We start from the raw sequence: 23,058 nt of genomic DNA, 5'->3' as shown, positions 1-23,058 counted from the left end.
GATCGAAACCGTTCGGCGCGGCCCGTAGCCGCCGCCGGCGCCCAAGATGGCGACACACACCGATTTGACCGGTCTCGAGGCCGGCGTCATGAACTGAGCCCATGCAGACCTCATGAATACGCAGGAGGCCAAGCGGGTCCTGGAAACCGCGCTGCTGTGCGCGCAGGCGCCGCTGACGCTGCGCGACATGCGCTCGCTGTTCGCGGAGGAGCTCAATGCCGACAGCGTGCGCACGCTGCTCGACGAGCTGCTGCGCGAGTGGGAAGGGCGGGGCGTGGAACTGGTGGCGCTGTCCTCGGGGTGGCGTTTCCAGAGCCGGCCCGAGATGCGCGAGCACCTCGACCGGCTCAACCCCGAGAAGCCGCCGAAGTATTCGCGGGCGGTGCTGGAGACGCTGGCGATCATCGCCTACCGTCAACCGGTGACCCGCGGGGACATCGAGGACATCCGCGGCGTGATGGTGGCCACGACCATCATCAAGCAGCTCGAGGACCGGAACTGGATCGAGGTCATCGGGCACCGTGAGGCGCCGGGCCGGCCGGCGCTGTTCGCGACGACGAAGCAGTTCCTGGACGACCTGGGCCTGCATTCGCTGGAGCAATTGCCGGCGCTGATCCAGGGCGGCGACCCGACGCCGATCGCCGGCGCGCTGCAGGGCTCGCTGCTCGAGGAGATGCCCGGCGACGCGATCGTGGAGGTCGAGCCGGACGGTACCGCGGCGGTCTCGCTGGCGGCGCCGGAGGCGGAATCCGCCTCCGGGCCTGAGCAGGCATCCGGGCTGCCGGAAGCGGTCAACGACGTGCCGGCGCCTGACGCCGGGCACGTCGCCACTGAAGAAGAATCCAAGCCGGCCGCCTCAAGCGAGCCGGGTGAAGAACCACCGGCCGGGGCCGTCAACCCCGCGCCTCAATGACGCCCCGGGAAGGGGCCGTGTCCACCGCTGACAAGGTGCAAGCCGACACATGAATTCCAACGACATCGACGACTCCAAGCCGACGCTGACGGCCGCCCTGGCCGACACCCCGTCCGACGCGCCTGCCAAGCCCAAGCGCACCCGCAAGGCCGCCGCGGCACCCGCCGAGGCGACCGACCCGGGCGACTCCTCGCCCGAGGGTGAGGCCGAGGCAGCCGCTCCCAAGCCGCGCGCGCGTCGCAAGACGGCCGCTGAGGCCGCGCCCGCCGAGGCCGCTCCGGCCGAAGCGGTCGCCGCCGACGCGGAGGCCCCCAAGCCCAAGCGCCGCACCACGAAGAAGGTGGCCGAGGCCGCCGACGCCAGCGACGCCGCTCCGGCGGCCACGGCCTCCGCAGCTGCCAGCGCCGCGCCGGTCGCGACCGTCGAGGTCTCGCCCGCGCCGGTCTCTCCGGTGGCCGAGGCTGTCGGCGAGCTGGTCTCGCACGAACCGCGCGCTGCCGGTCCCATCGCTGGCGATGCCGGCGACGGCGCCGACGGTGAGGCCGTCGGTGAGCGCGAAGGCCGGGGGCGCAATCGCCGCCGCCGGGGTCGCGATCGCGATCGCGAACCGCGCGAAGGCCAGGATCAGCCGACGCAACAGGGTCAAGGCCAGGGCCAAGGCCAGCGCCAGGCACGCCCTCACGCGTCGGACGAGTCTCAGGACGGCGCCGAGTCGGTCGACGACGCCCAGCTCCAGGCCGAGGCGCAGGCGCGCTTCGACGCGCTGGTCTCCGGCGCCTTCGACGAGGATGCCGAGGCCGACGGCGCGCCGGTGGCTGAAGCCGCCGAGATCGACGCCTCGGATGACGAGGGCGACGGCGACGCCGGCGGCCAGTCCGCCAAGCGCGTGCTCGCGCCCGATGCCGACGCGCCCAAGCTGCAGAAGGTGCTGGCGCAAGCCGGCGTCGGTTCGCGCCGCGACATCGAGGACATGATCGCCAAGGGTCAGATCACGGTGAATGGCGAGGTCGCCCATGTCGGCCAGCGCATCTCCTACGGCGACCGCGTGGCGGTGGCCGGCAAGCCGATCAAGGTGCGCATCGCCCCGGTGGCGCCGCGCATCCTGGCGTACCACAAGCCCGTGGGCGAGGTGGTCACCTTCAACGATCCCGAGGGTCGTCCGACCGTGTTCCGCGGCCTGCCGCGCCTGCCTCAGGGCAAGTGGCAATCGGTCGGCCGCCTGGACCTGAACACCGAGGGCCTGCTGCTGTTCACCAACTCCGGTGAACTGGCCAACCAACTGATGCACCCGCGCTTCGGCGTCGAGCGCGAGTACGCGGTGCGCGTGCTGGGCTCGCTGAGCAAGGAGCAGAAGGACAAGCTGCTGACCGGCGTCGACGTCGACGGCCAGCAGGCGAGCTTCAAGAGCATCGAGGACGGCGGCGGCGAAGGCGTGAACCGCTGGTATCGCGTCGTCATCACCGAAGGCCGCAACCGCGAGGTGCGCAAGCTGTTCGAGAGCGTCAGCCTCGCTGTCAGCCGCCTGATCCGCATCCGCTACGGCACCGTCGTGCTGCCGCGCGGCCTGCGCCGTGGCGTCTACATCGAGCTGGGCGACGCGGATGTCCGCGTCATCCGCCAACTGGCAGGCAACGAGACCCGCGCGCCGCGTCAGAACGAGCGCAACGATCGCCGCGACAAGCGTCGCAGCGGCAACAGCGGCGGACCGCGTCCGAGCCGTCCGGAGGCCTCGCGCAACGAGCACCGCCCGGAGCAGCGCAACGAATCGCGCGCCGACCGCCAGGAGCGCAGCGAGCGTCAGGATCGTGGCGATCGCGGTGATCGTCCGGATCGCAACGAGCCACGCGGCCAGCAGCGCCCGCAGCAACAGCAGCAGGAGCGCGAACGCGACCGCCGGCCGCGCAACGAGGATGATGACGACTTCATCCCGAAGCACATCAATCCGCTGGAGCAGACCTTCGACCGTCGCTTCGCCACTGGCAGCAAGCGCATCCCGCAGGGCTTCGGCAAGGGCGGCAGCGACGCGCCGGACCATCACAACCGCGGCAACCAGCGCGGCCCGGGCGGCGAGCGCCAGCCCGATCCGATGAAGACCTCGATGGGCTACATCGGCGCCGACGCCTTCATCAACCGTGGCGGCAACCGTGGTGGTGGCCGTCGCGGCGGCGGTGGTGGCGGAGGCGGTGGTGGTGGCGGCGGTGGCCGCGGCCGTCGCTGATCGGTTCCCAGCGTCGGGCCCCCGGCCGACCCCGTCTGAAGACGGGTTGTCACTTGGGGGCTTGACTTCAAGCATTACAATGCCGGGTTTTGCCAAGCCCAAGATTTTCAAGGAAAAGACATGGCCATCGAACGCACCCTCTCCATCATCAAGCCCGATGCCGTGGCCAAGAACGTCATCGGCCAGATCTACTCGCGCTTTGAAGGCGCCGGCCTGAAGGTCATCGCTTCCAAGCAGAAGCAGCTGTCGCGCGCCGAAGCCGAAGCGTTCTACGCCGTGCACAAGGCCCGCCCGTTCTTCAACGACCTGGTGAGCTTCATGATCTCCGGCCCGGTCCAGATCCAGGTCCTGGAAGGCGAAGGCGCCATCCTGAAGAACCGTGACCTGATGGGCGCCACCGACCCGAAGAAGGCCGAGAAGGGCACCATCCGCGCCGACTTCGCCGACAGCATCGACGCCAACGCCGTGCACGGCTCCGACGCCCCCGAAACCGCCGCCGTGGAAGTTGCCTTCTTCTTCTCCGGTCTGGAAATCAACGCCCGCTGAATCGGGCAAGGCCTCTGACCTCCGGGCCATGAGGCCCGGAACATGAGGAACGCATGATGGACACGGTCAACCTGCTCGGATTCGATCTGCAAGGCCTGGCCGCGTACTGCGAGCAGCTGGGGGAGAAGCGCTTCCGCGCGACCCAGCTGTTTCGCTGGATCCATCAGAAGGGCGCGTCGGACTTCGCCCAGATGTCCGACCTGGCCAAGTCGCTGCGCGACAAGCTGGCCGGGCGCGCCCACATCACCGCGCTGCCGGTGATCTCCGAACATGTCTCTGCCGACGGCACCATCAAGTGGTTGTTCGACGTCGGTCAGGGCAACGCCGTCGAGGCGGTCTACATCCCCGAGGACGACCGGGCCACGCTGTGCATCTCCAGCCAGGCCGGTTGCGCGGTGGGCTGTCGCTTCTGTTCGACCGGCCACCAGGGCTTCAGCCGCAACCTGGAGAGCTGGGAAATCATCGCCCAGCTCTGGTACGCGGAGCACTCGCTGCGCCAGCGCCTGGGCAAGGACGAGCGCATCATCTCCAACGTCGTGATGATGGGCATGGGCGAGCCGCTGCAGAACTACTCGGCGCTGGTGCCGGCGCTGCGCATGATGCTCGACGACCACGGCTACGGCCTGTCGCGGCGCCGCGTGACGGTGTCGACCTCGGGCGTGGTCCCGATGATCGACCGCCTGCGCGAGGACGTGCCGGTGGCGCTGGCCGTGTCGCTGCACGCGCCGACCGATCCGCTGCGCGACCAGCTGGTGCCGCTCAACCGCAAGTACCCGATCGAGGAACTGCTGGCGAGCTGCAACACGTATCTCGACAAGGCGCCGCGCGACTTCATCACCTTCGAGTACTGCATGCTGCACGAGGTGAACGACTCGCCGGAGCAGGCGCGTGAGCTGATCGCGCTGCTCAAGGGCAAGGTGCCCTGCAAGATCAACCTGATTCCGTTCAATCCGTTCCCCGCGTCGGGTCTGAAACGCAGTTCGAACGAGCGCGTGAAGGCCTTCGCCGACCTGCTGATCCAGGCGGGTATCGTGACGACCGTGCGCAAGACGCGCGGCGACGACATCGACGCCGCCTGCGGACAGCTGGCGGGCGAGGTGCAGGACCGGACCCGAGTCCATTTGCGCATGGTGCGCGCGCCCGTGGTGGTACAGCGGGGCGCGGCATCGGCCGGAGCGGTGGCGGCGTCGCCCGCGCCGGCAGCGCCGTCGCCTTCCGTCAATCCCACAGGCCCACGTCCATGACCCTTCCGTCGCACGGCTCCGTCTTCCCGCGTCGTTCCGCCCGGACCCTGTCCGCCGTGTTGTTGATCGCCGCGGCGCTGGCCGGGTGCGTGACGACGTCGCCGCAGCAGCAGCCCAAGACGGAAAGCGACAGGACCGACGCCGACCGACGCGCGCAGGTCCGCCTGGAACTGGCCAGCGGCTATTTCGCCCGCGGGCAGTACGAGACGGCGCTCGACGAGGTCAAGCTGGCGCTGGCCGCCAAGTCCGACCTGCCCGAGGCGATCAACCTGCGCAGCCTGATCTACGCGGGCATGGGCGAGTACGCGCTGGCCGAGGATGGCTTCAAGCAGCTGCTGGTCCGCGACCGCAACAACCCCGACACGCTGCACAACTACGGCTGGTTCCTGTGCCAGCGCCAGCGCTATGCCGAGTCGTACCAGCAGTTCGAGGCCGCCGTGGCGCAGCCGACCTACCGCACGCCGGCGCGCACGCTGCTGGCCTGGGGCGCCTGCGAGGCGCGCGAGGGCCGGCTGGTGCCGGCACAGGTCCACCTGTCCAAGGCCTTCGAGGCCGACCCCGGCAATCCGACCATCGCGATGAATCTCGGCGAGGTGCTGTACCGCCAGGGCGAATACGAACGGGCGCGCTTCTACGCCCGCCGCGTCAACACCAATGTGGAACAGGCCAACGCGGCCAGCCTCTGGCTGGAGCTGCGGATCGAGCGCCGCATGGGGAACGCGGCGAACATGGAGGACCTCGGTCAGCAATTGCGGCGCAAGTATCCGCAGTCGGCCGAGACGCAAGCATTGAACAACGGTCGATTCGATGAATGAGGGACATCGCATGACTCCGACGGCCGCCGACGAGGCGACGCCCGCAGCCGCATCCGCTGCGCCATCCACCTTCGGGCCCAGCTCCGCCGGCGCCGCGTTGCGCCGCGCGCGCGAGGCGCGTGGCCTGCACATCGCCGCGCTCGCCGCGACGCTGAAGGTCCCGCAATCGAAGCTGGAGGCCCTCGAGGCCGACCGTTATCAGGATCTGCCGGACGCGACCTTCGCCCGGGCACTGGCGCGCTCGATGTGCCGCGTGCTCAAGGTCGAGGCCGCGCCCGTGCTGGCGATGCTGCCCAGCAGCGGCGCTGAAGCCTCCCTGGACCGCGTCACGCCGGGCCTGAACCAGCCGTTCCGCGAGCGCTCGGTCAGCCAGGAGCCCGTGCTGTCGGCTGAGCTGCTCAAGCGTCCGGCCGTGCTGGGCGTGGGCGTGCTGCTGGTCGCGGCCATCGCGGTGTACGCGATCCCGTCGAGCTGGATCGATGAGGTGACGAGTCGCCTGCGCGCCGTGGGCTCGACCACCACGCCGCCCGGACCGGGCACCGCCACGACCCCCTCGACATCCGCCACCGACACGCCGCCGACCAACATCGAGGCCCCCGTGGTCGCGGCCTCCGAGGCCACGACAAGCTTCCCGCCGGCGATGACGGCGACGTCCTCGCCAACGGCTGGCGCGACCGCTGGCACCACGACCGCTGGCACCACGACCGCCCCGGCCGTGACGGCGCCGGCACCGGCCACCACCGCCGCGACCACTGCCCCGACGACGGCATCGACCGCCACGCCGACCGCCGCTTCCGGCGCAGCCCAGCCGGCCCTGGCCGGCGCGCCCGGCCTTGGCACGTCCTCGCTGAAGGTTCGCGCCCATGCCGAGTCCTGGGTCGAGGTCGTGGACGCCAAGGGCCAGGTGCTGCTGTCGCGGCTGCTGCGGTCGGGCGACCTCGTCGACGTGAACGGCGTCGCGCCGCTGAAGCTGCGCGTGGGCAACGTGTCCGGCACGGAACTGGTGTTCCGCGGCCAGCCGGTGGACCTCGCTGCCCGTTCGCGCGACAACGTCGCGCGGATCGAGCTGAACTGATCGACCAGACCGCAACCGGACGGGCGCTGCACCAGCCGTACCCCCTTTGCAAGGACTTTTGCAAGAGCGCCGCATCATGGACAAGCAAGCTTCTTCCGTTCTCGACGATTCCTCGGACCTGTCCGACCTGATCAGCGCCGCCGCGCCCGCCGCGCGCCGCTCGCGTCAGGCGCAGGTGCGCTGGGGTGATCGCGTGGTCACCATCGGCGGTGACGCGCCGGTGCGCGTCCAGTCGATGACCAACACCGACACCGTCGACGTCATCGAGACCGCCATCCAGATCAAGGAACTGGCGCAGGCCGGCTCGGAGCTGGTCCGCATCACGGTCAACAACGCCGAGGCCGCCGACGCCGTCCCGCACATCCGCGAGCAGCTCGACCGCATGGGCATCGACGTGCCGCTGGTGGGCGACTTCCACTACAACGGCCATCGCTTGCTGACCGAGCATCCGGCCATGGCGCAGGCGCTGTCCAAGTACCGCATCAACCCGGGCAACGTCGGCAAGGGCGACAAGAAGGACCGCCAGTTCGCGCAGATGATCGAGGCCGCGATGCAGTACGACAAGGTCGTGCGCATCGGCGTCAACTGGGGCAGCCTGGACCAGGAGCTGCTCGCCCAGATGATGGATGACAACGCCAAGCGCGCGACACCGTGGGACGGCAAGCAGGTCATGTACCAGGCGCTGATCCAGTCGGCGCTGTCGTCGGCGTCCTATGCCCGCGAGCTGGGCATGAATCCGGACAACATCATCATCAGCTGCAAGGTCAGCGGCGTGCAGGACCTGATCTCGGTCTATCGCGCGCTGAGCAGGCGCTGCGACTACGCGCTGCACCTAGGCCTGACCGAGGCCGGCATGGGCACCAAGGGCACGGTGGCCTCGGCCGCGGCGCTGTCGGTGCTGCTGCAGGAGGGCATCGGCGACACGATTCGCGTCTCGCTCACGCCGCAACCCGGCGAGTCGCGCACGCAGGAAGTCGTGGTGGCGCTGGAGATCCTGCAGTCGCTGGGCCTGCGCGCGTTCAACCCGAGCGTGACCGCCTGCCCGGGCTGCGGCCGCACGACGAGCACCACCTTCCAGGAACTGGCCAAGCAGATCGACGACTTCCTGCGCGCGCAGATGCCGGTCTGGCGCGAGAAGTACCCCGGTGTCGAGACGATGAAGGTGGCCGTGATGGGCTGCATCGTCAACGGCCCCGGCGAGAGCAAGCATGCCGACATCGGCATCAGCCTGCCCGGCAATGGCGAGGCGCCCGCGGCGCCCGTCTTCATCGACGGCGAGAAGGCGCTGACCCTGCGCGGCGACAACATCGCCGGCGAGTTCCACGCCCTGGTCGAGACCTACATTGAAAAGCGCTTCGGCGCGAGCATCACCACCGCATGAGCAAGAACATCCAGGCCGTGAAGGGGATGAACGACATCCTCCCGGCCAGCGTCGACCGCAAGGACAAGCTGCCGAGCAGCCAGCTGTGGAGCTGGTTCGAGACCACGCTGCGCGGCGTGCTGCAGCGCTACGGCTACCAGTACATGCTGACCCCGATCGTCGAGCCGACCGCGCTGTTCGTGCGCGGCCTGGGCGAGGTCACGGACATCGTGGAGAAGGAGATGTACTCCTTCACCGACAGCATGAACGGCGACCAGCTCACGCTGCGCCCCGAGGCCACCGCCGGCATCGTGCGCGCGATGGTCGAGCACAACGCGCTGTACAACGGCCCGCTGCGCCTGTGGACGCTGGGCCCGATGTTCCGCCACGAGCGCCCGCAGAAGGGCCGCTACCGCCAGTTCAACCAGCTGGACGTCGAGGCGCTGGGCTTCGCCGGACCGGACGTGGACGCCGAGATCATCCTGATGGTCCGCCGCCTGTGGCAGGAACTGGGCCTGGTGGTCGGCGAGCACGTGCGGCTGGAGCTGAACTCGCTGGGTCAGCCCGAGGAGCGCGCCGCGCACCGCGCCGCGCTGATCACCTATCTGGAAGGTCACGTCGACAAGCTCGACGAGGACGGCAAGCGCCGCCTGCACAGCAACCCGCTGCGCATCCTGGACACGAAGAACCCCGCGATGCAGGACGTGGTCGAGGCCGCGCCCAAGCTGATGGACTTCCTCGGCGAGGCGAGCCTGGCCCACTTCAACGCCGTGCGCGCCATCCTGGACGCGGCCGGCCTGGAGTACCGCATCAACACGCGCCTGGTGCGCGGCATGGACTACTACAACCTGACCGTCTTCGAATGGGTGACCGATCAGCTCGGTTCCCAGGGCACGGTCTGCGGCGGCGGCCGCTACGACGGGCTGTTCGAGCAGCTCGGCGGCAAGCCGACGCCGGCGGTCGGTTTCGGCCTGGGCATCGAGCGGCTGCTGCTGCTGATCGACGAGCTGAAGCTGCCGGTGCCGTCGTCGTCGCCTGATGTCTACGCGATCCTGCCCGACGCCGCGGCGCTGCCGCAGGCGATGCCGGTGCTGGAAGCGCTGCGCGCCGCGGGCGTGGCGGTGCAGATGCACGCGGGCGGCGGCTCCTTCAAGTCGCAGTTCAAGAAGGCGGATGCCTCGGGCGCGCGCTACGCGCTGGTCTTCGGCACCGACGAACTGGCGCGGGGCGAGGTCGCCGTCAAGCCGCTGCGCGGCGACGGCGAACAGCTGACACGTCCGCTTAACACGGTCGCTGCATGGGCAGGCGACCTGCGCACCGCATAATCGCGGCCTCTGATTCAACCGACTGACCTCTCCGCACATGGCGTCTCATCTCGATCTCGAAGAACAGGAACAGCTGGAGCAGCTCAAGGCGTTCTGGAAGCGCTGGGGCAATGCGATCACCTGGCTGCTGACGCTGGTGCTGCTGGCCTATGCCGGCTGGATGGGCTGGAACTACTGGCAACGCACCGAGGCCGCCAAGGCCAGTGCGATGTTCAGCGAACTGGAGCGCGCGGTGCAGGCCGGCGACGTGGCCAAGGGCACGACCGTCTTCGGCACGCTCAAGCAGGACTTCGCCTCGACCGCCTTCGCCGCCCAGGGCGCGATGGTGGTGGCCAAGCTGCAGCTGGAGAAGGGCAAGGCCGAGGAGGCGCGCGCCTCGCTGGCCTGGGCCGCGGGCAACGCCAAGGGCGAGCCCTACCGCGACCTGGCCAGACTGCGCCTGGCCGCGCTGCAGATGGATGCCAAGCAGCTGGACGACGCCGGCAAGACGCTGGACGCGGTGAAGAGCGCCGAGTTCGCGCCGCTGGTGGCCGATCGCCGCGGTGACCTGGCGCTGCTGCAGAACAAGCCCGACGTCGCGCGCACCGAATACAAGAAGGCCTACGACGGCCTCGAGAAGCAGGTCGAGTACCGCGGCCTGCTCGAGGTGAAGCTCGCCAGCCTGGGCGTGGCCGTCGCCGACGAACCCGCCGCGGGAGGCACGCAATGAGCGCCCGCATGAGCGCCCGCATGAACGTGCGCGCGCTGTCGCGCGCCCTGGTGATCGGTGGCCTGGCGATGTCGCTGGGCGCCTGCTCGCTGTTCAGCAGCTCCACCGCGCCCAAGCCCGCGCCGCTGGAAACGCTGACCCCGACGCTGCAGGCCCGCGTGGCCTGGGAAGCGCGCGTGGACAGCGTCAAGTTCCCGCTGTCGATCGCCGCGGTCAAGGACCGCTTCGTGGTCGGCGGCTCCGACGGCGTCATCAGCGCGATCTCCGCCACCGACGGCACGACGCTGTGGCGCGCCGACATCGGCAAGGGCCTGACCGCCGGCGTCGGCAGCGATGGCCGCTTCGCCGCGGCGGTGACCCGCGACAACGAGCTGGTCGTCACCGAGGGCGACAAGATCCTGTGGCGCAAGGCCATGCCGATTCCCGTGGTCACCGCGCCGTTCGTGGCCGGCGAGCGCGTGTTCGTGCTGACGCTGGACCGCGCCGTGCTGGCCTTCGACGCCCAGGACGGTCGCCGTCTGTGGGAGCTGCGCCGTCCGGGTGAGCCGCTGACGCTGCAGCAGTCCGGCGTGATCGGCGCCTACCAGAACACGCTGCTGGTGGGGCAGGGCTCGCGACTGGCGGGCGTGGACCCGACCCGCGGCGTGCTGCTGTGGGAATCGACGGTGGCCAACCCGCGCGGCACCAATGAGGTCGAGCGCCTGGCCGACCTGGTCGGCCCGATGGCTCGCGACAACGACGTGTTCTGCGCCCGCGCGTTCCAGGCCGCGGTGGCCTGCGTGAACGCCGAACGCGGCAACACCGTCTGGACCCGCAACAACGCCGGCGTGCGTGGCGTCAGCGCCGATGCGACGATCGTCGTCGGCGCCGATGCCTCCGACCGCCTGACCGCCTGGGGCACCCGCACCGGTGACGTCGTCTGGACGGCCGACCAATTCCAGAACCGCAAGCTCAGCGCGCCGCTGGTGACCGAGAAGTCGGTCATCGTCGGCGACAGCGAGGGCTATGTGCATTTCCTCTCCAAGGACAAGGGCCAGACCGTCCAGCGCCTGCAGACCGACAGCTCCGGCGTGGCCGCGGCGCCGGTCCAACTGGGCGGGACGGTGCTGATCGCCACCCGCAGCGGACGCCTGTACGCGCTGCGCCAAGACTGATATGAAACCTGTGATCGCCCTGGTGGGCCGCCCCAACGTGGGCAAGTCCACCCTATTCAACCGGATGACGAAGAGCCGCGACGCCATCGTCGCGGACTTCGCCGGACTCACGCGCGATCGCCATTACGGCGACGGGCGCCTGGGCGATCGCGAGTACATCGTCATCGACACCGGCGGCTTCGAGCCGGACAGCTCGACCGGCATCGTCAAGGAGATGGCCAAGCAGACCCGCCAGGCCGTGGCCGAGGCGGACGCTGTCATCTTCGTGCTGGACGTGCGCACCGGCCTGGCCGGCCAGGACCAGGACATCGGACGCTACCTGCGCCAGTGCAACAAGCGCGTGTTCATCGCCGTGAACAAGGCCGAGGGCATGAGCGACAGCCCGCTGCTGGCCGAGTTCCACGAGCTCGGCATGGGCGAGCCGCACCCGGTGTCGGCCGCGCACGGGCAGGGCATCCGCTCGCTGCTCGAGGCCGTGCTGGACAGCTTCGAGGCGCCCGCCGAGGACAACGAGGCTGAAGCCGAGGGCGAGGTCGAGGATGAGGCCAAGGCGATCCGCCTGGCCGTCGCGGGCCGGCCCAATGTCGGCAAGAGCACGCTGATCAATACGTGGCTGGGCGAGGAGCGCCTGGTCGCCTTCGACATGCCGGGCACGACGCGCGACGCCATCAGCGTCGACTTCGAGCGCAACGGCCAGAAGTTCAAGCTGATCGACACCGCCGGCCTGCGCCGCAAGGGCAAGGTCTTCGAGGCGATCGAGAAGTTCTCGGTGGTCAAGACGCTGCAGGCGATCGCCGATGCCAACGTCGTGCTGCTGCTGATCGACGCGACGCAGGGCGTCACCGATCAGGACGCGCACATCGCCGGCTACGTGCTGGACAGCGGCCGGGCGGTGGTCGTCGCGATCAACAAGTGGGACGCGATCGACAGCTACCAGCGCGAGACCATCGAGCGTCAGATCCTGACGCGGCTTGGATTCCTGCGCTTCGCCCCCATCCTGAAGATCTCCGCGCTGAAGCGGCAGGGCCTGGGCCCGCTGTGGAAGGCGTTGGCGGATGCCTATTCGTCGGCCTATCGCAAGATGACCACGCCGGTGCTGACCCGTCTCATCCAGGAGGCGGTGCAGCACCAGCAACCGCAGCGGGCGGGGATCTCGCGTCCGAAGCTGCGCTACGCGCACCAGGGCGGGATGAATCCCCCGATCGTCGTCATTCACGGCAACGCATTGGAAGGCGTCAGCGACGTCTACAAGCGCTACCTGGAAGGGCGGATCCGCGACCACTACAAGCTGGTCGGCACCCCGATGCGCATCGAGCTGCGGTCCTCGAAGAATCCGTTCGCCGAAACCTGATCACGGAGCGGTCCGGGGAAACCCGGTGCTGTGATAAGGTGCGGGGTTCCAACATCTCCCTTCCAACACGGAGCATATCGTGAGCAACAAAGGACAACTCTTGCAAGACCCCTTCCTGAACCTGCTGCGCAAGGAGCATGTTCCCGTGAGCATCTACCTCGTGAACGGCATCAAGCTGCAAGGCCACATCGAGTCCTTTGACCAGTATGTCGTGCTGTTGCGCAACACGGTGACGCAGATGGTCTACAAGCACGCCATCTCGACGGTGGTCCCCGGCCGGGCAGTGAACTTCCACACCGGCGAGAGCAACGACGCCAGCTGAAGCTGATTGACCACACAAGACCCCACCCATTCGACGCCGCCCCCCGAGGCGGCGCGCGCCATTCTGGTGGGGGTCGATCTGGGCCGCGGTGAGGCCTTCGACCCCACCCTCGACGAACTCGCGCTGCTGGCCGAGTCCGCGGGCGACACGCCGGTCGCGCGTGTCGTCGCCAAGCGCAAGGCGCCCGACGCGGCGCTGTTCATCGGATCCGGCAAGGCCGACGAGATCAAGCTGATGGTGCAGGCGCTGGGCGCCCACACCGTGCTGTTCGATCAGGCCATCTCGCCGGCCCAGCAACGCAACCTCGAACGCCACCTCGGCGTGCCCGTGGCCGACCGCACCGCGCTGATCCTCGAGATCTTCGCCGCGCGCGCGCAGAGCTTCGAGGGCAAGCTGCAGGTTGAGCTCGCCCGCCTGCAGTACCTGGCCACGCGGCTGGTCCGCCGATGGAGCCATCTGGAACGTCAGAGCGGCGGCATCGGCATGCGCGGCGGCCCGGGCGAGCGCCAGATCGAGCTGGACCGCCGGATGATCGACGACCGCATCAAGTCGATCAAGGAACGCCTCAAGAAGGTCCAGAAGCAGCGCGCCACGCAGCGTCGCGCTCGCGCCCGCAATGGCGTGTTCCGCGTCTCGCTGGTCGGCTACACGAACGCGGGCAAGAGCACGCTGTTCAACGCGCTGACGAAGGCGAAGGCCTATGCGGCCAATCAGCTGTTCGCGACGCTGGACACGACCACCCGCTCGCTCTACCTCGAGGAGGCCGGCACCAGCGTGTCGCTGTCCGACACGGTGGGCTTCATCCGCGATCTGCCGCACAAGCTGGTCGAAGCCTTCAAGGCCACGCTGCAGGAAGCGGCCGATGCCGATCTGCTGCTGCACGTCGTGGACGCCGCCAGCCCCGTGCTGAGCGAGCAGATGGAGGAAGTGGAGCGCGTGCTGGCCGAGATCGGCGCGCAGCACATTCCGCAGATCCTCGTCTACAACAAGCTTGACCTGCTCGAGCCGACGCAGCGGCCCCGCCAGCTGCAGGACTGGCTCACGCGCATCGGCGGCGAGCACGGCGGCCAGCGGCTGCCGCGGATCTTCGTCAGCGCCGCGCAGGGCGAGGGGCTGGACGAGTTGCGCGCGATGATCGCCTCGCTGATGCAGGCCGAGCCGGTGCCCGAATACGCGGGGCTGGCGGGCGAGGGCAGCGATGTCGATGACGACGATGTCGATGACCACGGCGCTTCCGGAAATCCGGCCTCGTTCGACGGCGAGGCCGACGAGGACATTGGCTTGAACGCTCAAGACCTGGCCCAACCTGCCGACGACCCGCAGGATCATCCGCAGGGACGCACAGGCTGAGAACGCTGCTCAATGCCCGATACTTGCAACAAGACTTCCTCATCAGGATGCGTATGAATCAAGACGATCGCCTGTCCGCTGCCGGCGGACGTGGCCCTCAGGGTGGAGCCGGTGGCCTGCGCCGCTGGGTGGGGCTCTGGATGAGCAATGGCCGCAACGAGGGTCCGCCCGATCTGGACGAACTCTGGCGCGACTTCAACCGCAAGCTCTCGCGCCTGTTCGGCGGACGCGGCGGCAATGACGGCAACGGCTCGGGCGGCAACGGCGGCAACAACAACCTGCAGCCCGACATGAAGGGCGCGGGCATCGGCGTCGGCCTGGTGATCGGCGTCGTCGCGCTGGGCTGGCTGGGCAGCGGCATCTTCATCGTGCAGGAAGGCCAGCAGGGCGTGGTCACCTCGTTCGGCAAGTACAGCCGCACGGTGGACGCCGGCCTGAGCTATCGCCTGCCGTATCCGTTCCAGGCGCACGAGGTCGTCTCGTTCACGCAGCTGCAGTCGGTCGAGGTCGGCCGCAATGCCGTGGGCCAGGCCTCCGGGCTGCGCGATTCGTCGATGCTCACGCAGGACGAGAACATCATCGACATCCGCTTCACCGTGCAATACCGGCTGAAGGATTCGCGCGACTACCTGTTCGAGAACGTCGGCACCGATGAAGCGGTGACGCAGGCGTCGGAATCGGCGGTGCGCGAGATCGTCGGCAAGAGCAACATGGACTCGGTGCTGTACGAGCAGCGCGATGCCATCGCCACCGATCTGGCTAAGTCCATCCAGGTGCAGCTGGACCGTCTGAAGACCGGCATCCAGATCGTCAACGTCAACGTGAGCAGCGTGCAGCCGCCCGAGCAGGTGCAGGCGGCCTTCGACGACGCCTTCCGCGCCACCGCGGACCGTGAGCGTCTGAAGAACGAGGGCGAGGCCTACGCCAACGACGTGATCCCGCGCGCCCAGGGGCAGGCGGCCCGCCTGCGCGAGAACGCCGAGGCCTACCGCGCGCGTGTCGTGTCCTTCGCCGATGGTGACGCGCAGCGTTTCAAGTCGGTCCTCGCCGAATACCAGAAGGCCCCCGCCGTCACGCGCGACCGCCTGTACATCGACACGATGCAGCAGGTCTATTCGCGGGTGACCAAGGTGATGGTGGACGCCCGCAGCGGCTCCAACAACCTGCTGTACCTGCCGCTGGACAAGCTGCTGCAGCAACAGACGTCCACGGGCACCGTCACCACGACGGTCCCCACGCCGGTCGCGCCGATCGACCCGTCGACCGCTGGCGCCTCCTCGCTGGGCACCGATCCGCGCTCGCGCGACGCCATGCGCAGCCGCGAACGCGACGGCCGTTGATCGACAGGAGCCTCTCACAATGAATCGCATCGTCTCCGTCGTCGTCGGCCTGCTGATCCTCTTCATGATCGCCAGCTCGACGCTGTTCGTCGTCGACCAGCGCCAGTTCGCGGTCGTCTATTCGCTGGGCGAGATCAAGGAAGTGATCACGGAGCCCGGCCTGAAGTTCAAGCTGCCCCAGCCGCTGCAGAACGTGGTCTTCCTGGACCGCCGCGTGCAGACGCTGGATGCCGCCGATCCGCGCCCGATCTTCACCGCCGAGAAGAAGAGCCTGGTGATCGACTGGCTGGTGAAGTGGCGCATCGTCGACTCGCGCCAGTACATCCGCAACAGCGGCACGCAGCTGCGCAACCTCGAGACGCGCCTGAGCCCGATCGTGCAGGCCGCGCTGAACGAGGAAGTGACCAAGCGCACCGTGCGCGCGGTGCTGGCCACCGAGCGCGAGAAGGTCATGCAGGACGTGCGCAAGCGCCTCGAGGAAGAGGCCAAGCAGTTCGGCATCGAGATCGTCGACGTGCGCGTCAAGCGCGTGGACTTCGCCGCCAACATCACCGAGTCGGTCTACAACCGGATGAAGTCGGAACGGGCCCGCGTCGCCAACGAGCTGCGCTCCACCGGCGCCGCCGAGGGCGAGAAGATCAAGGCCGATGCCGACAAGCAGCGCGAGATCATCACCGCCGAGGCCTACCGCGACGCGCAGAAGATCATGGGTGAGGGCGACGCCAAGGCGTCGGCCTTGTACTCGGAAGCCTTCGGCCGCGATCCGGCGTTCGCGCAGTTCTATCGCTCGCTGGATGCGTACCAGAACTCGTTCAAGAACAAGAGCGATGTGATGGTGCTGGACCCGTCCAGCCAATTCTTCAGCACGATGCGCACCGGCGCGCCCAGCGGCGCCACGCCCGCGGCGAAGAAGTGATCGAGCGGCGGACCGCCGGGCGGTCCGCCTCCGTCGACGATCCGGCCGCGGCCGGGGAGGGCGATCCCGCATGGGCGGCGACAAGTGGCTGGCGGCGCTGGCGCTGCTGCTGATCATGGAAGGGCTGCTGCCCTTCCTGAATCCGCGTGCCTGGCGCGAGCTCTTCAGCAAGCTGTTGGCGCTGAGCGACGGTCAGCTGCGTTTCATCGGGCTGGCCAGCCTTGCCGGCGGCGTCCTGTTGTGGATGCTGTTGTGAGGGGCGGACCGAGGTGGGCCACCGGGCGAGCAGCCTGTCACGAAGCCTCGCTGAATCGTTGACGAACCCGCGCGGAACCCACGCGTGAGGGGCTTGGGCGCCGAGGTTCGCCGCGACCCCGGTACAATGCCGTTTTTAACCCCCTCCCTGAACGTCCATGGCCTCTGCTTGGCTGCTGCCCGAGCACATTGCTGACGTCCTGCCATCCCAGGCCCGCCGCATCGAAGAACTGCGCCGCGAGTTGCTGGACATGGCCCGGACCTACGGTTGCGAGCTGGTGATGCCTCCGATGCTGGAGCATCTCGACTCGCTGCTGTCGGGCACCGGTCAGGCGCTCGACCTCAAGACCTTCAAGCTTGTCGACCAACTCTCCGGTCGCAGCCTGGGCCTGCGCGCGGACACCACGCCGCAAGTGGCCCGCATCGACGCTCATCTGCTCAATCGCGCCGGCGTGACCCGCCTGTGCTACTGCGGCCCGGTGCTGCACACGCGCGCCGAAGGTCTGACCGCGACGCGCGAACCGCTGCAGTTCGGGGTCGAGATCTACGGCCACGCGGGTCTGGAAGCGGACCTGGAGGCGCAGGAGCTGGCCATCGACGCGATGCAGCGCGCCGGCCTGACGCGCCTGGTGCTGGACCTGGGCGACGCGCGCCTGGTGCGCGGCGTGCTGGGCGATCACGCGCTGAGCGAGGACCGCCTGAACGCGCTCGTCGCCGCGATGGCGGCCAAGGACGCGGCCGGTGTCGCCGAGTTCTCGCAGGAACTTCCGAACGACGTCATCGCCGCGCTGCAGACGCTGCTGCGCCTGTATGGCGGCGTCGAGGTGCTGGCTGACGCGCGTCGCGCACTGCCGGCCAACGCGCTGGTCACGGCCGCGCTGGACGACCTGGACTGGCTCATCCATCACCTGCGCGCGGCGTATCCCGACGTGCGCATCGGTGTGGACCTGGCCGACCTGCCGGGCTTCGGCTATTACAGCGGCGTGCGTTTCGCGCTGTACGCGGAGGGCGGCACCGACGCCGTGCTGCGCGGCGGGCGTTACGACGAGGTCGGTGCGGTCTTCGGCCGGCGCCGTCCGGCGGTCGGCTTCAGCCTGGACCTGAAATCACTGGTGGGGCTGATCCCCGCCACGTCGCTCCGGGCCGCGGTGCGTGCCCCGTGGGGCGAAGCCCCCGACCTGCGCGCGGCGGTCCGCCGCCTGCGTGAGCAGGGCGAAACCGTGGTCTGCGTGCTGCCAGGCCACGAACAAGAGAACGACGAGTTCGAATGCGACCGCGAGCTGGTTCAGTCCGGCGGTCAATGGGTGCTGCGATCGCTCTGAGCGACGCGATCCGCCCCTCCACCCTTCAACCTCAAATCATCGGATGAACGTCATGCAAAGCAGTGAGATCGCGCGCGGCCGCAATGTGGTCGTCGTCGGCACCCAGTGGGGTGACGAAGGCAAGGGCAAGGTCGTCGACTGGCTGACGGACCACGCGCAAGGCGTGGTGCGCTTCCAGGGCGGTCACAACGCCGGCCACACGCTGGTCATCAAGGGCGTGAAGACGGCGCTGCAGCTGATCCCCTCGGGCATCATGCGCGACGGCGTGGCCTGCTACATCGGCAACGGCGTCGTGCTGGACCCGACCCATCTGCTGTCGGAGATCGAGCGCCTGGAGAAGGCCGGTGTCGAGGTGCGTTCGCGTCTGTACATCAGCGAGTCCTGCCCGCTGATCCTGCCCTTCCACGTCGAGGTGGACCGCGCGCGCGAGGCGCTGCGCGAGAGCAGCGGCTCGGGCAAGATCGGCACGACGGGCAAGGGCATCGGCCCGGCCTATGAGGACAAGGTCGCCCGCCGCGCGCTGCGCGTGCAGGACCTGAAGCATCCGGACCGCTTCGCCAAGAAGCTCAAGGAGCTGATCGACCTGCACAACGTGGCGCTGTCGGGTTACCTGAACTCGAAGCCGCTGGAGTTCCAGCCGGTGTTCGACCACGCGATGTCGCTGGCCGATCAGATCAAGCCGATGATGGCCGACGTCGGCTACATGCTGCACAAGGCGCATCTGCGCGGCGACAACATCCTGTTCGAAGGCGCGCAGGGCACGCTGCTGGACATCGACCACGGCACCTACCCGTACGTGACCTCGAGCAACTGCGTGGCGGGCAATGCCGCCGCGGGTGCGGGTGTCGGTCCGCAGATGCTGCATTACATGCTGGGCATCACGAAGGCCTACGCGACGCGCGTGGGCTCGGGCCCGTTCCCGACCGAGCTGGACTGGGAGACCCCGGGCACCGTGGGTCACCATCTCTCGACGGTGGGCCAGGAGCGTGGCACGGTGACCGGCCGCGCGCGCCGCTGCGGCTGGATCGATGCCGCCGCGCTCAAGCGCTCGATCATCATCAACGGCATCACCGGCCTGTGCCTGACCAAGCTGGACGTGCTGGACGGTCTGCCCGAGATCAACATGTGCGTGGGCTACGAGCTCGACGGCCGGCAGATCGACATCCTGCCGCTGGACGCCGACGAGATCGTCGCGTGCAAGCCCGTCTATGAAGTGTTCCCCGGCTGGACCGAATCGACCTTCGGCATCACCCGCTGGGAGCAGCTGCCGGAGAACGCGCGCAAGTACCTCAAGCGCGTGGAAGAGGTGATCGGCGCGCCGATCGCCATGGTGTCGACCGGTCCCGACCGCGATCACACCATCCTGCTGCAGCACCCGTTCCAGGCCTGAGCAATCGCTCGGATCCTGTTCCCTTTCGTCTTATCCAGACCTGATCCATTCTTCGCTGAGGAGCCTCCCCCATGCTGACCGACGACGGCAAACATCTGTACGTGTCCTGGGATGAATACCATCTGTTGATCGAACGCCTGGCGCTGAAGGTGCATGCCTCCGGCTGGGAGTTCGACCAGATCCTGTGCCTGGCGCGTGGCGGGATGCGCCCCGGCGATGTGTTGTCGCGCGTGTTCGACAAGCCGCTGGGCATCATGTCCACGAGCTCCTATCGCGCCGAGGCCGGCACGATCCAGGGCCGTCTGGACATCGCCAAGTACATCACCATGCCCAAGGGCGAGCTGGCTGGCCGCGTGCTGCTGGTCGATGACCTGGCGGACTCCGGCGTCACGCTGAAGGCGGTGGTCGAGCGCCTGCGCGGCATGCCCTCGATCAGCGAGCTGCGCTCGGCCGTGATCTGGACCAAGAGCGTCTCCGAGTACACGCCCGACTATTACGTCGAGCTGCTCAAGACCAGCCCCTGGATCCATCAGCCGTTCGAGGACTACGACTCGCTGCGTCCCGATGACCTGGCGAAGAAATTCGCGATCTGATGAACGAAGGGCTGACGATGTCAGCCCTTTTTTTCTGCCCTCGCAGGAGAGGACTCGGCCACGCAAGCGCGGCCCCGGTTTGGACCTCCCGGTCCAAACCATTCGAGTCCTCCCGCAAAGCCCACTGGGCTTTGCTTCCTGGGCCCAGAATGGGAAAAGCCGGCTCGCGGCCGGCTTTTCAGATTTGGTGCCCAGGAGAGGACTCGAACCTCCACGGAGTTACCCGCTAGTACCTGAAACTAGTGCGTCTACCAATTCCGCCACCTGGGCAAGGTCAGAAGCCAGCTCCCCGAAGAAACTCGCTCAAGCCACTTTGCAGTATTCTTGAGCCTTCAGTTTCTTCGAAACGCCAATTGCTTCTGCGTTTCAGGAAAGACAAGGATTCTACTATCAAAAACTTTAAGAATGCAAGCCCCCAGAACGGCGCTCCGCTGATGGGGGAGATTGAAGGCACGGTGCAGGGTCACCGCGACGGGCACGGGTTCCTGATGCCCGACGACGGCCAACCGGACGTTTATCTGTCCTCGCAGGAGATGCACGCCGTCATGCACGGCGACCGCCTGCGCGTGCGCGTCGTGCGCATGGACAAGCGCAATCGTCCCGAAGGCCGCGTGCTGGAGATCCTCGACCGCCGCAAGAAGCCGATCATCGGTCGACTGCTGCTCGAGTCTGGCATCTGGCTCGTCGCCCCCGAGGACAAGCGCTACGGCCAGGACATCCTGATCCCGAAGAACGCGATCGCCAACGCGACCGCCGGGCAGATCGTCGCCGTGGAACTCACCGAGCCGCCGTCGCTGTACTCGCAGCCCGTGGGCCGCGTGACCGAGGTGCTCGGCGAGATCGACGATCCGGGCATGGAGATCGAGATCGCCGTGCGCAAGTACGAGGTCCCGCATGCCTTCAGCGCCGACACGTTGGCGCAGGCCGCGAAGCTGCCCGACCGGGTGCGCGCGACCGACATGAAGCATCGCATCGACCTGCGCGACGTGGCGCTGGTGACGATCGACGGCGAGGACGCGCGCGACTTCGACGACGCCGTCTACTGCGAGCCCCACAAGCAGGGCAGAGGCAAGACCGCCTTCAAGGGCTGGCGCCTGCTGGTCGCGATCGCGGACGTCAGCCATTACGTGAAGCCCGGCGAGTCGCTGGACCGTGACGCCTATGAGCGCGCGACCTCGGTGTACTTCCCGCGCCGCGTGATCCCGATGCTGCCGGAGAAGCTCTCCAACGGGCTGTGCTCGCTGAATCCGGAGCAGGACCGCCTGTCGATGGTCTGCGACATGCTGGTCACCGAGGCCGGCGAGCTGCACGCGTACCAGTTCTATCCGGCGGTGATCAACTCCCACGCGCGTTTCACCTACACCGAGGTGGCGGCGATCCTGGGCAACACGCACGGGCCCGAGGCGCACAAGCGCAAGACGCTGGTGCCGCACCTGCTGCATCTGCACGAGGTCTACCGCGCGCTGCTGTCGCAGCGCGCCAAGCGCGGCGCGGTCGACTTCGAGACCACCGAGACGCAGATCGTCTGCGACGACAACGGCCGCATCGAGAAGATCGTGCCCCGCACCCGCAACGAGGCGCACCGCCTGATCGAGGAGGCGATGCTCGCCGCCAACGTCTGCGCGGCGGACTTCATCGCCGGGGGCAAGCACGCGTCGCTGTACCGCGTGCACGAGGGCCCGACGACGGAGAAGCGCACCACGCTGCAGGCCTACCTGCGCGCGCTGGGCATCGGCATGGGCATCAGCGACGATCCCACGCCGGGCGAGTACCAGGCGATCGCTCAGGCGACCAAGGACAGACCCGACGCGCAGCAGATCCACACGATGCTGCTGCGCTCGATGCAGCAGGCGATCTACACGCCGTTCAACTCGGGCCACTTCGGCCTGGCGTACCAGGCCTACACGCACTTCACCAGCCCGATCCGGCGTTATCCGGACCTGCTGGTGCACCGCGTGATCAAGGCCTTGCTGGGCTCGAAGAAGTACGCGCTCGACGCGCACAAGATGGAAGCGGCCAACCCGCTGCCCAAGCGCCCGGGCAAGGCCGCGCCGAAGATCCCGAACCCGGGTCTGGTGTCGACCGAGATCGAGCGCTGGGAAGTCGTCGGCGCGCATTGCAGCGCCAACGAGCGCCGCGCCGACGAGGCCTCGCGCGACGTCGAGGCCTGGCTGAAGTGCCGCTACATGCGCGACCACCTTGGCGAGGAGTTCGCCGGCACCGTCAGCGCGGTGACGACCTTCGGCCTGTTCGTGCAGCTCGATGCGATGTATGTCGAGGGCCTGGTGCACATCACCGAGCTGGGTGGCGAGTACTTCCGCTTCGACGACGTCCGCCAGGAGCTGCGCGGCGAGCGCACCGGCATCCGCTACGGCACCGGCGCGCGCGTGCAGGTGCAGGTCAGCCGCGTCGACCTCGATGGCCGCAAGATCGACTTCCGCCTGGTGCGTGATCAGGACGAGCATCGCCTGCTGCGCGGCGCGAGCCGGGACAAGTTCGGCGACAAGTTCGGTGACAAGCGCGGCGGCGGCAAGGGCCCGGCGCGCAAGCAGGACAAACGCGCCGATCAGCGCGCGCGTCGCGAAGCCGCCGCGGCCCCAGCCGCGACGGTGGAGCCGATGCCGATGCCGCCGCCCGATCCGCCCACCGCGGTGGACGCGCTGGAGCGCATCGAGCACGCGGATCGCGTGCTCAAGGCTGAGCGCCGCAAGTCGGAGCGCGCCTCCAAGGGCGCGGCCACGCACCCGGTGAAGGCGGCCAAGCGCAGCGCCCGCAGCGCGGCCAAGTCCGTCGCCGCCAAGGGCAGCGGCGCGCCGGCCGCGAAGACGACGCGGCGCAAGCGCGGACCCGCCGCCTGATC

General features: G+C 68.4%; 20 protein-coding genes and 1 tRNA gene. 20 read left to right on the top strand and 1 reads right to left on the bottom strand.

What is annotated here, in order from left to right; translation table 11 throughout:
• Positions 1-112: 112 nt before the first annotated feature.
• The 19 genes from scpB (at position 113) to ACNI65_RS15395 (ending at position 20,198) form a co-directional block, all read left to right on the top strand.
• Complete coding sequence (gene scpB / locus ACNI65_RS15485) at positions 113-913, top strand: SMC-Scp complex subunit ScpB (RefSeq protein WP_416757788.1); 801 nt, start codon at positions 113-115, stop codon at positions 911-913.
• 49 nt (positions 914-962) lie between these two features.
• Positions 963-3,131: a pseudouridine synthase gene (locus ACNI65_RS15480; RefSeq protein ID WP_416757787.1), complete on the top strand. Its 2,169-nt coding sequence runs from the start codon at positions 963-965 to the stop codon at positions 3,129-3,131.
• Positions 3,132-3,251: 120 nt separating this feature from the next.
• Positions 3,252-3,677 (top strand): nucleoside-diphosphate kinase, encoded by a 426-nt coding sequence (gene ndk / locus ACNI65_RS15475; RefSeq protein ID WP_416757786.1) that lies wholly within the window; start codon positions 3,252-3,254, stop codon positions 3,675-3,677.
• Positions 3,678-3,730: 53 nt separating this feature from the next.
• A complete protein-coding gene (gene rlmN / locus ACNI65_RS15470; protein WP_416757784.1) occupies positions 3,731-4,921 on the top strand; it encodes a 23S rRNA (adenine(2503)-C(2))-methyltransferase RlmN in 1,191 nt (396 codons plus the stop codon).
• Positions 4,918-5,736 carry a type IV pilus biogenesis/stability protein PilW gene (gene pilW / locus ACNI65_RS15465; protein WP_416757782.1) on the top strand — a complete coding sequence of 273 codons (819 nt, stop codon included), beginning with the start codon at positions 4,918-4,920 and terminating at the stop codon, positions 5,734-5,736. The genes rlmN and pilW overlap by 4 nt, the downstream gene beginning before the upstream one ends.
• 10 nt (positions 5,737-5,746) lie before the next feature.
• Positions 5,747-6,811 carry a helix-turn-helix domain-containing protein gene (locus tag ACNI65_RS15460; RefSeq protein WP_416757780.1) on the top strand — a complete coding sequence of 355 codons (1,065 nt, stop codon included), beginning with the start codon at positions 5,747-5,749 and terminating at the stop codon, positions 6,809-6,811.
• A gap of 76 nt (positions 6,812-6,887) precedes the next feature.
• On the top strand, positions 6,888-8,192 hold the full coding sequence (gene ispG / locus ACNI65_RS15455; RefSeq protein WP_416757778.1) for a flavodoxin-dependent (E)-4-hydroxy-3-methylbut-2-enyl-diphosphate synthase: 1,305 nt from the start codon (positions 6,888-6,890) through the stop codon (positions 8,190-8,192).
• Positions 8,189-9,496 carry a histidine--tRNA ligase gene (hisS, locus tag ACNI65_RS15450; protein ID WP_416757777.1) on the top strand — a complete coding sequence of 436 codons (1,308 nt, stop codon included), beginning with the start codon at positions 8,189-8,191 and terminating at the stop codon, positions 9,494-9,496. Before ispG ends, hisS begins: the two co-directional genes overlap by 4 nt.
• Positions 9,497-9,533: 37 nt before the next feature.
• The gene (locus ACNI65_RS15445) at positions 9,534-10,205 is read left to right on the top strand and encodes a YfgM family protein (RefSeq protein ID WP_416757776.1); all 672 of its coding nucleotides are present in this window, start codon (positions 9,534-9,536) and stop codon (positions 10,203-10,205) included.
• Positions 10,202-11,359, top strand: a complete 1,158-nt coding sequence (bamB, locus tag ACNI65_RS15440) for an outer membrane protein assembly factor BamB (RefSeq protein WP_416757775.1) — start codon at positions 10,202-10,204, stop codon at positions 11,357-11,359. The genes ACNI65_RS15445 and bamB overlap by 4 nt, the downstream gene beginning before the upstream one ends.
• Before the next feature lies 1 nt (position 11,360).
• Entirely contained in the window at positions 11,361-12,710 is a 1,350-nt protein-coding gene (gene der / locus ACNI65_RS15435; RefSeq protein ID WP_416757774.1) for a ribosome biogenesis GTPase Der, read from the top strand.
• A 79-nt stretch (positions 12,711-12,789) separates the two neighbouring features.
• A complete protein-coding gene (gene hfq / locus ACNI65_RS15430; protein WP_067275532.1) occupies positions 12,790-13,032 on the top strand; it encodes an RNA chaperone Hfq in 243 nt (80 codons plus the stop codon).
• A 6-nt stretch (positions 13,033-13,038) separates the two neighbouring features.
• A complete protein-coding gene (gene hflX, locus ACNI65_RS15425; protein WP_416757772.1) occupies positions 13,039-14,382 on the top strand; it encodes a GTPase HflX in 1,344 nt (447 codons plus the stop codon).
• A gap of 140 nt (positions 14,383-14,522) precedes the next feature.
• The gene (gene hflK / locus ACNI65_RS15420; protein WP_416763634.1) at positions 14,523-15,722 is read left to right on the top strand and encodes an FtsH protease activity modulator HflK; all 1,200 of its coding nucleotides are present in this window, start codon (positions 14,523-14,525) and stop codon (positions 15,720-15,722) included.
• 19 nt (positions 15,723-15,741) lie between these two features.
• On the top strand, positions 15,742-16,638 hold the full coding sequence (gene hflC, locus ACNI65_RS15415) for a protease modulator HflC (protein WP_416757770.1): 897 nt from the start codon (positions 15,742-15,744) through the stop codon (positions 16,636-16,638).
• 70 nt (positions 16,639-16,708) lie between these two features.
• Positions 16,709-16,894, top strand: a complete 186-nt coding sequence (locus ACNI65_RS15410) for a DUF2065 domain-containing protein (protein ID WP_416757769.1) — start codon at positions 16,709-16,711, stop codon at positions 16,892-16,894.
• Positions 16,895-17,051: 157 nt separating this feature from the next.
• The gene (locus ACNI65_RS15405; RefSeq protein WP_416757768.1) at positions 17,052-18,215 is read left to right on the top strand and encodes an ATP phosphoribosyltransferase regulatory subunit; all 1,164 of its coding nucleotides are present in this window, start codon (positions 17,052-17,054) and stop codon (positions 18,213-18,215) included.
• A gap of 52 nt (positions 18,216-18,267) precedes the next feature.
• A complete protein-coding gene (locus tag ACNI65_RS15400; RefSeq protein WP_416757767.1) occupies positions 18,268-19,605 on the top strand; it encodes an adenylosuccinate synthase in 1,338 nt (445 codons plus the stop codon).
• 71 nt (positions 19,606-19,676) lie between these two features.
• Positions 19,677-20,198: a phosphoribosyltransferase gene (locus tag ACNI65_RS15395; protein ID WP_416757765.1), complete on the top strand. Its 522-nt coding sequence runs from the start codon at positions 19,677-19,679 to the stop codon at positions 20,196-20,198.
• A gap of 185 nt (positions 20,199-20,383) precedes the next feature.
• Here the strand turns inward: ACNI65_RS15395 and ACNI65_RS15390 are convergent.
• Positions 20,384-20,468, bottom strand: a tRNA-Leu gene (locus tag ACNI65_RS15390).
• Positions 20,469-20,632: 164 nt separating this feature from the next.
• Here ACNI65_RS15390 and rnr point away from each other — a divergent pair.
• On the top strand, positions 20,633-23,056 hold the full coding sequence (rnr, locus tag ACNI65_RS15385) for a ribonuclease R (protein WP_416757764.1): 2,424 nt from the start codon (positions 20,633-20,635) through the stop codon (positions 23,054-23,056).
• Positions 23,057-23,058: the final 2 nt, after the last annotated feature.

The sequence above is a fragment of the Roseateles sp. So40a genome (assembly GCF_048081605.1).
Classification (GTDB): domain Bacteria; phylum Pseudomonadota; class Gammaproteobacteria; order Burkholderiales; family Burkholderiaceae_C; genus Roseateles.
The sequence above is the reverse complement of the archived record's forward strand: the minus strand, read 5'-3'. Positions and strand labels throughout refer to the sequence as shown.

Excerpts from the sequence above, each read along its gene's own strand:
- pilW (WP_416757782.1), top strand. The coding sequence starts at position 4,918 with ATGACCCTTCCGTCGCACGGCTCCGTCTTCCCGCGTCGTTCCGCCCGG.
- ACNI65_RS15460 (WP_416757780.1), top strand. The coding sequence starts at position 5,747 with ATGACTCCGACGGCCGCCGACGAGGCGACGCCCGCAGCCGCATCCGCT.
- rlmN (WP_416757784.1), top strand. The coding sequence starts at position 3,731 with ATGATGGACACGGTCAACCTGCTCGGATTCGATCTGCAAGGCCTGGCC.
- ndk (WP_416757786.1), top strand. The coding sequence starts at position 3,252 with ATGGCCATCGAACGCACCCTCTCCATCATCAAGCCCGATGCCGTGGCC.
- scpB (WP_416757788.1), top strand. The coding sequence starts at position 113 with ATGAATACGCAGGAGGCCAAGCGGGTCCTGGAAACCGCGCTGCTGTGC.
- ACNI65_RS15480 (WP_416757787.1), top strand. The coding sequence starts at position 963 with ATGAATTCCAACGACATCGACGACTCCAAGCCGACGCTGACGGCCGCC.
- hisS (WP_416757777.1), top strand. The coding sequence starts at position 8,189 with ATGAGCAAGAACATCCAGGCCGTGAAGGGGATGAACGACATCCTCCCG.
- ACNI65_RS15395 (WP_416757765.1), top strand. The coding sequence starts at position 19,677 with ATGCTGACCGACGACGGCAAACATCTGTACGTGTCCTGGGATGAATAC.
- rnr (WP_416757764.1), top strand. The coding sequence starts at position 20,633 with ATGGGGGAGATTGAAGGCACGGTGCAGGGTCACCGCGACGGGCACGGG.
- hflK (WP_416763634.1), top strand. The coding sequence starts at position 14,523 with ATGAGCAATGGCCGCAACGAGGGTCCGCCCGATCTGGACGAACTCTGG.
- ACNI65_RS15400 (WP_416757767.1), top strand. The coding sequence starts at position 18,268 with ATGCAAAGCAGTGAGATCGCGCGCGGCCGCAATGTGGTCGTCGTCGGC.
- der (WP_416757774.1), top strand. The coding sequence starts at position 11,361 with ATGAAACCTGTGATCGCCCTGGTGGGCCGCCCCAACGTGGGCAAGTCC.
- ACNI65_RS15405 (WP_416757768.1), top strand. The coding sequence starts at position 17,052 with ATGGCCTCTGCTTGGCTGCTGCCCGAGCACATTGCTGACGTCCTGCCA.
- ACNI65_RS15445 (WP_416757776.1), top strand. The coding sequence starts at position 9,534 with ATGGCGTCTCATCTCGATCTCGAAGAACAGGAACAGCTGGAGCAGCTC.
- hflC (WP_416757770.1), top strand. The coding sequence starts at position 15,742 with ATGAATCGCATCGTCTCCGTCGTCGTCGGCCTGCTGATCCTCTTCATG.
- bamB (WP_416757775.1), top strand. The coding sequence starts at position 10,202 with ATGAGCGCCCGCATGAGCGCCCGCATGAACGTGCGCGCGCTGTCGCGC.
- ACNI65_RS15410 (WP_416757769.1), top strand. The coding sequence starts at position 16,709 with ATGGGCGGCGACAAGTGGCTGGCGGCGCTGGCGCTGCTGCTGATCATG.
- ispG (WP_416757778.1), top strand. The coding sequence starts at position 6,888 with ATGGACAAGCAAGCTTCTTCCGTTCTCGACGATTCCTCGGACCTGTCC.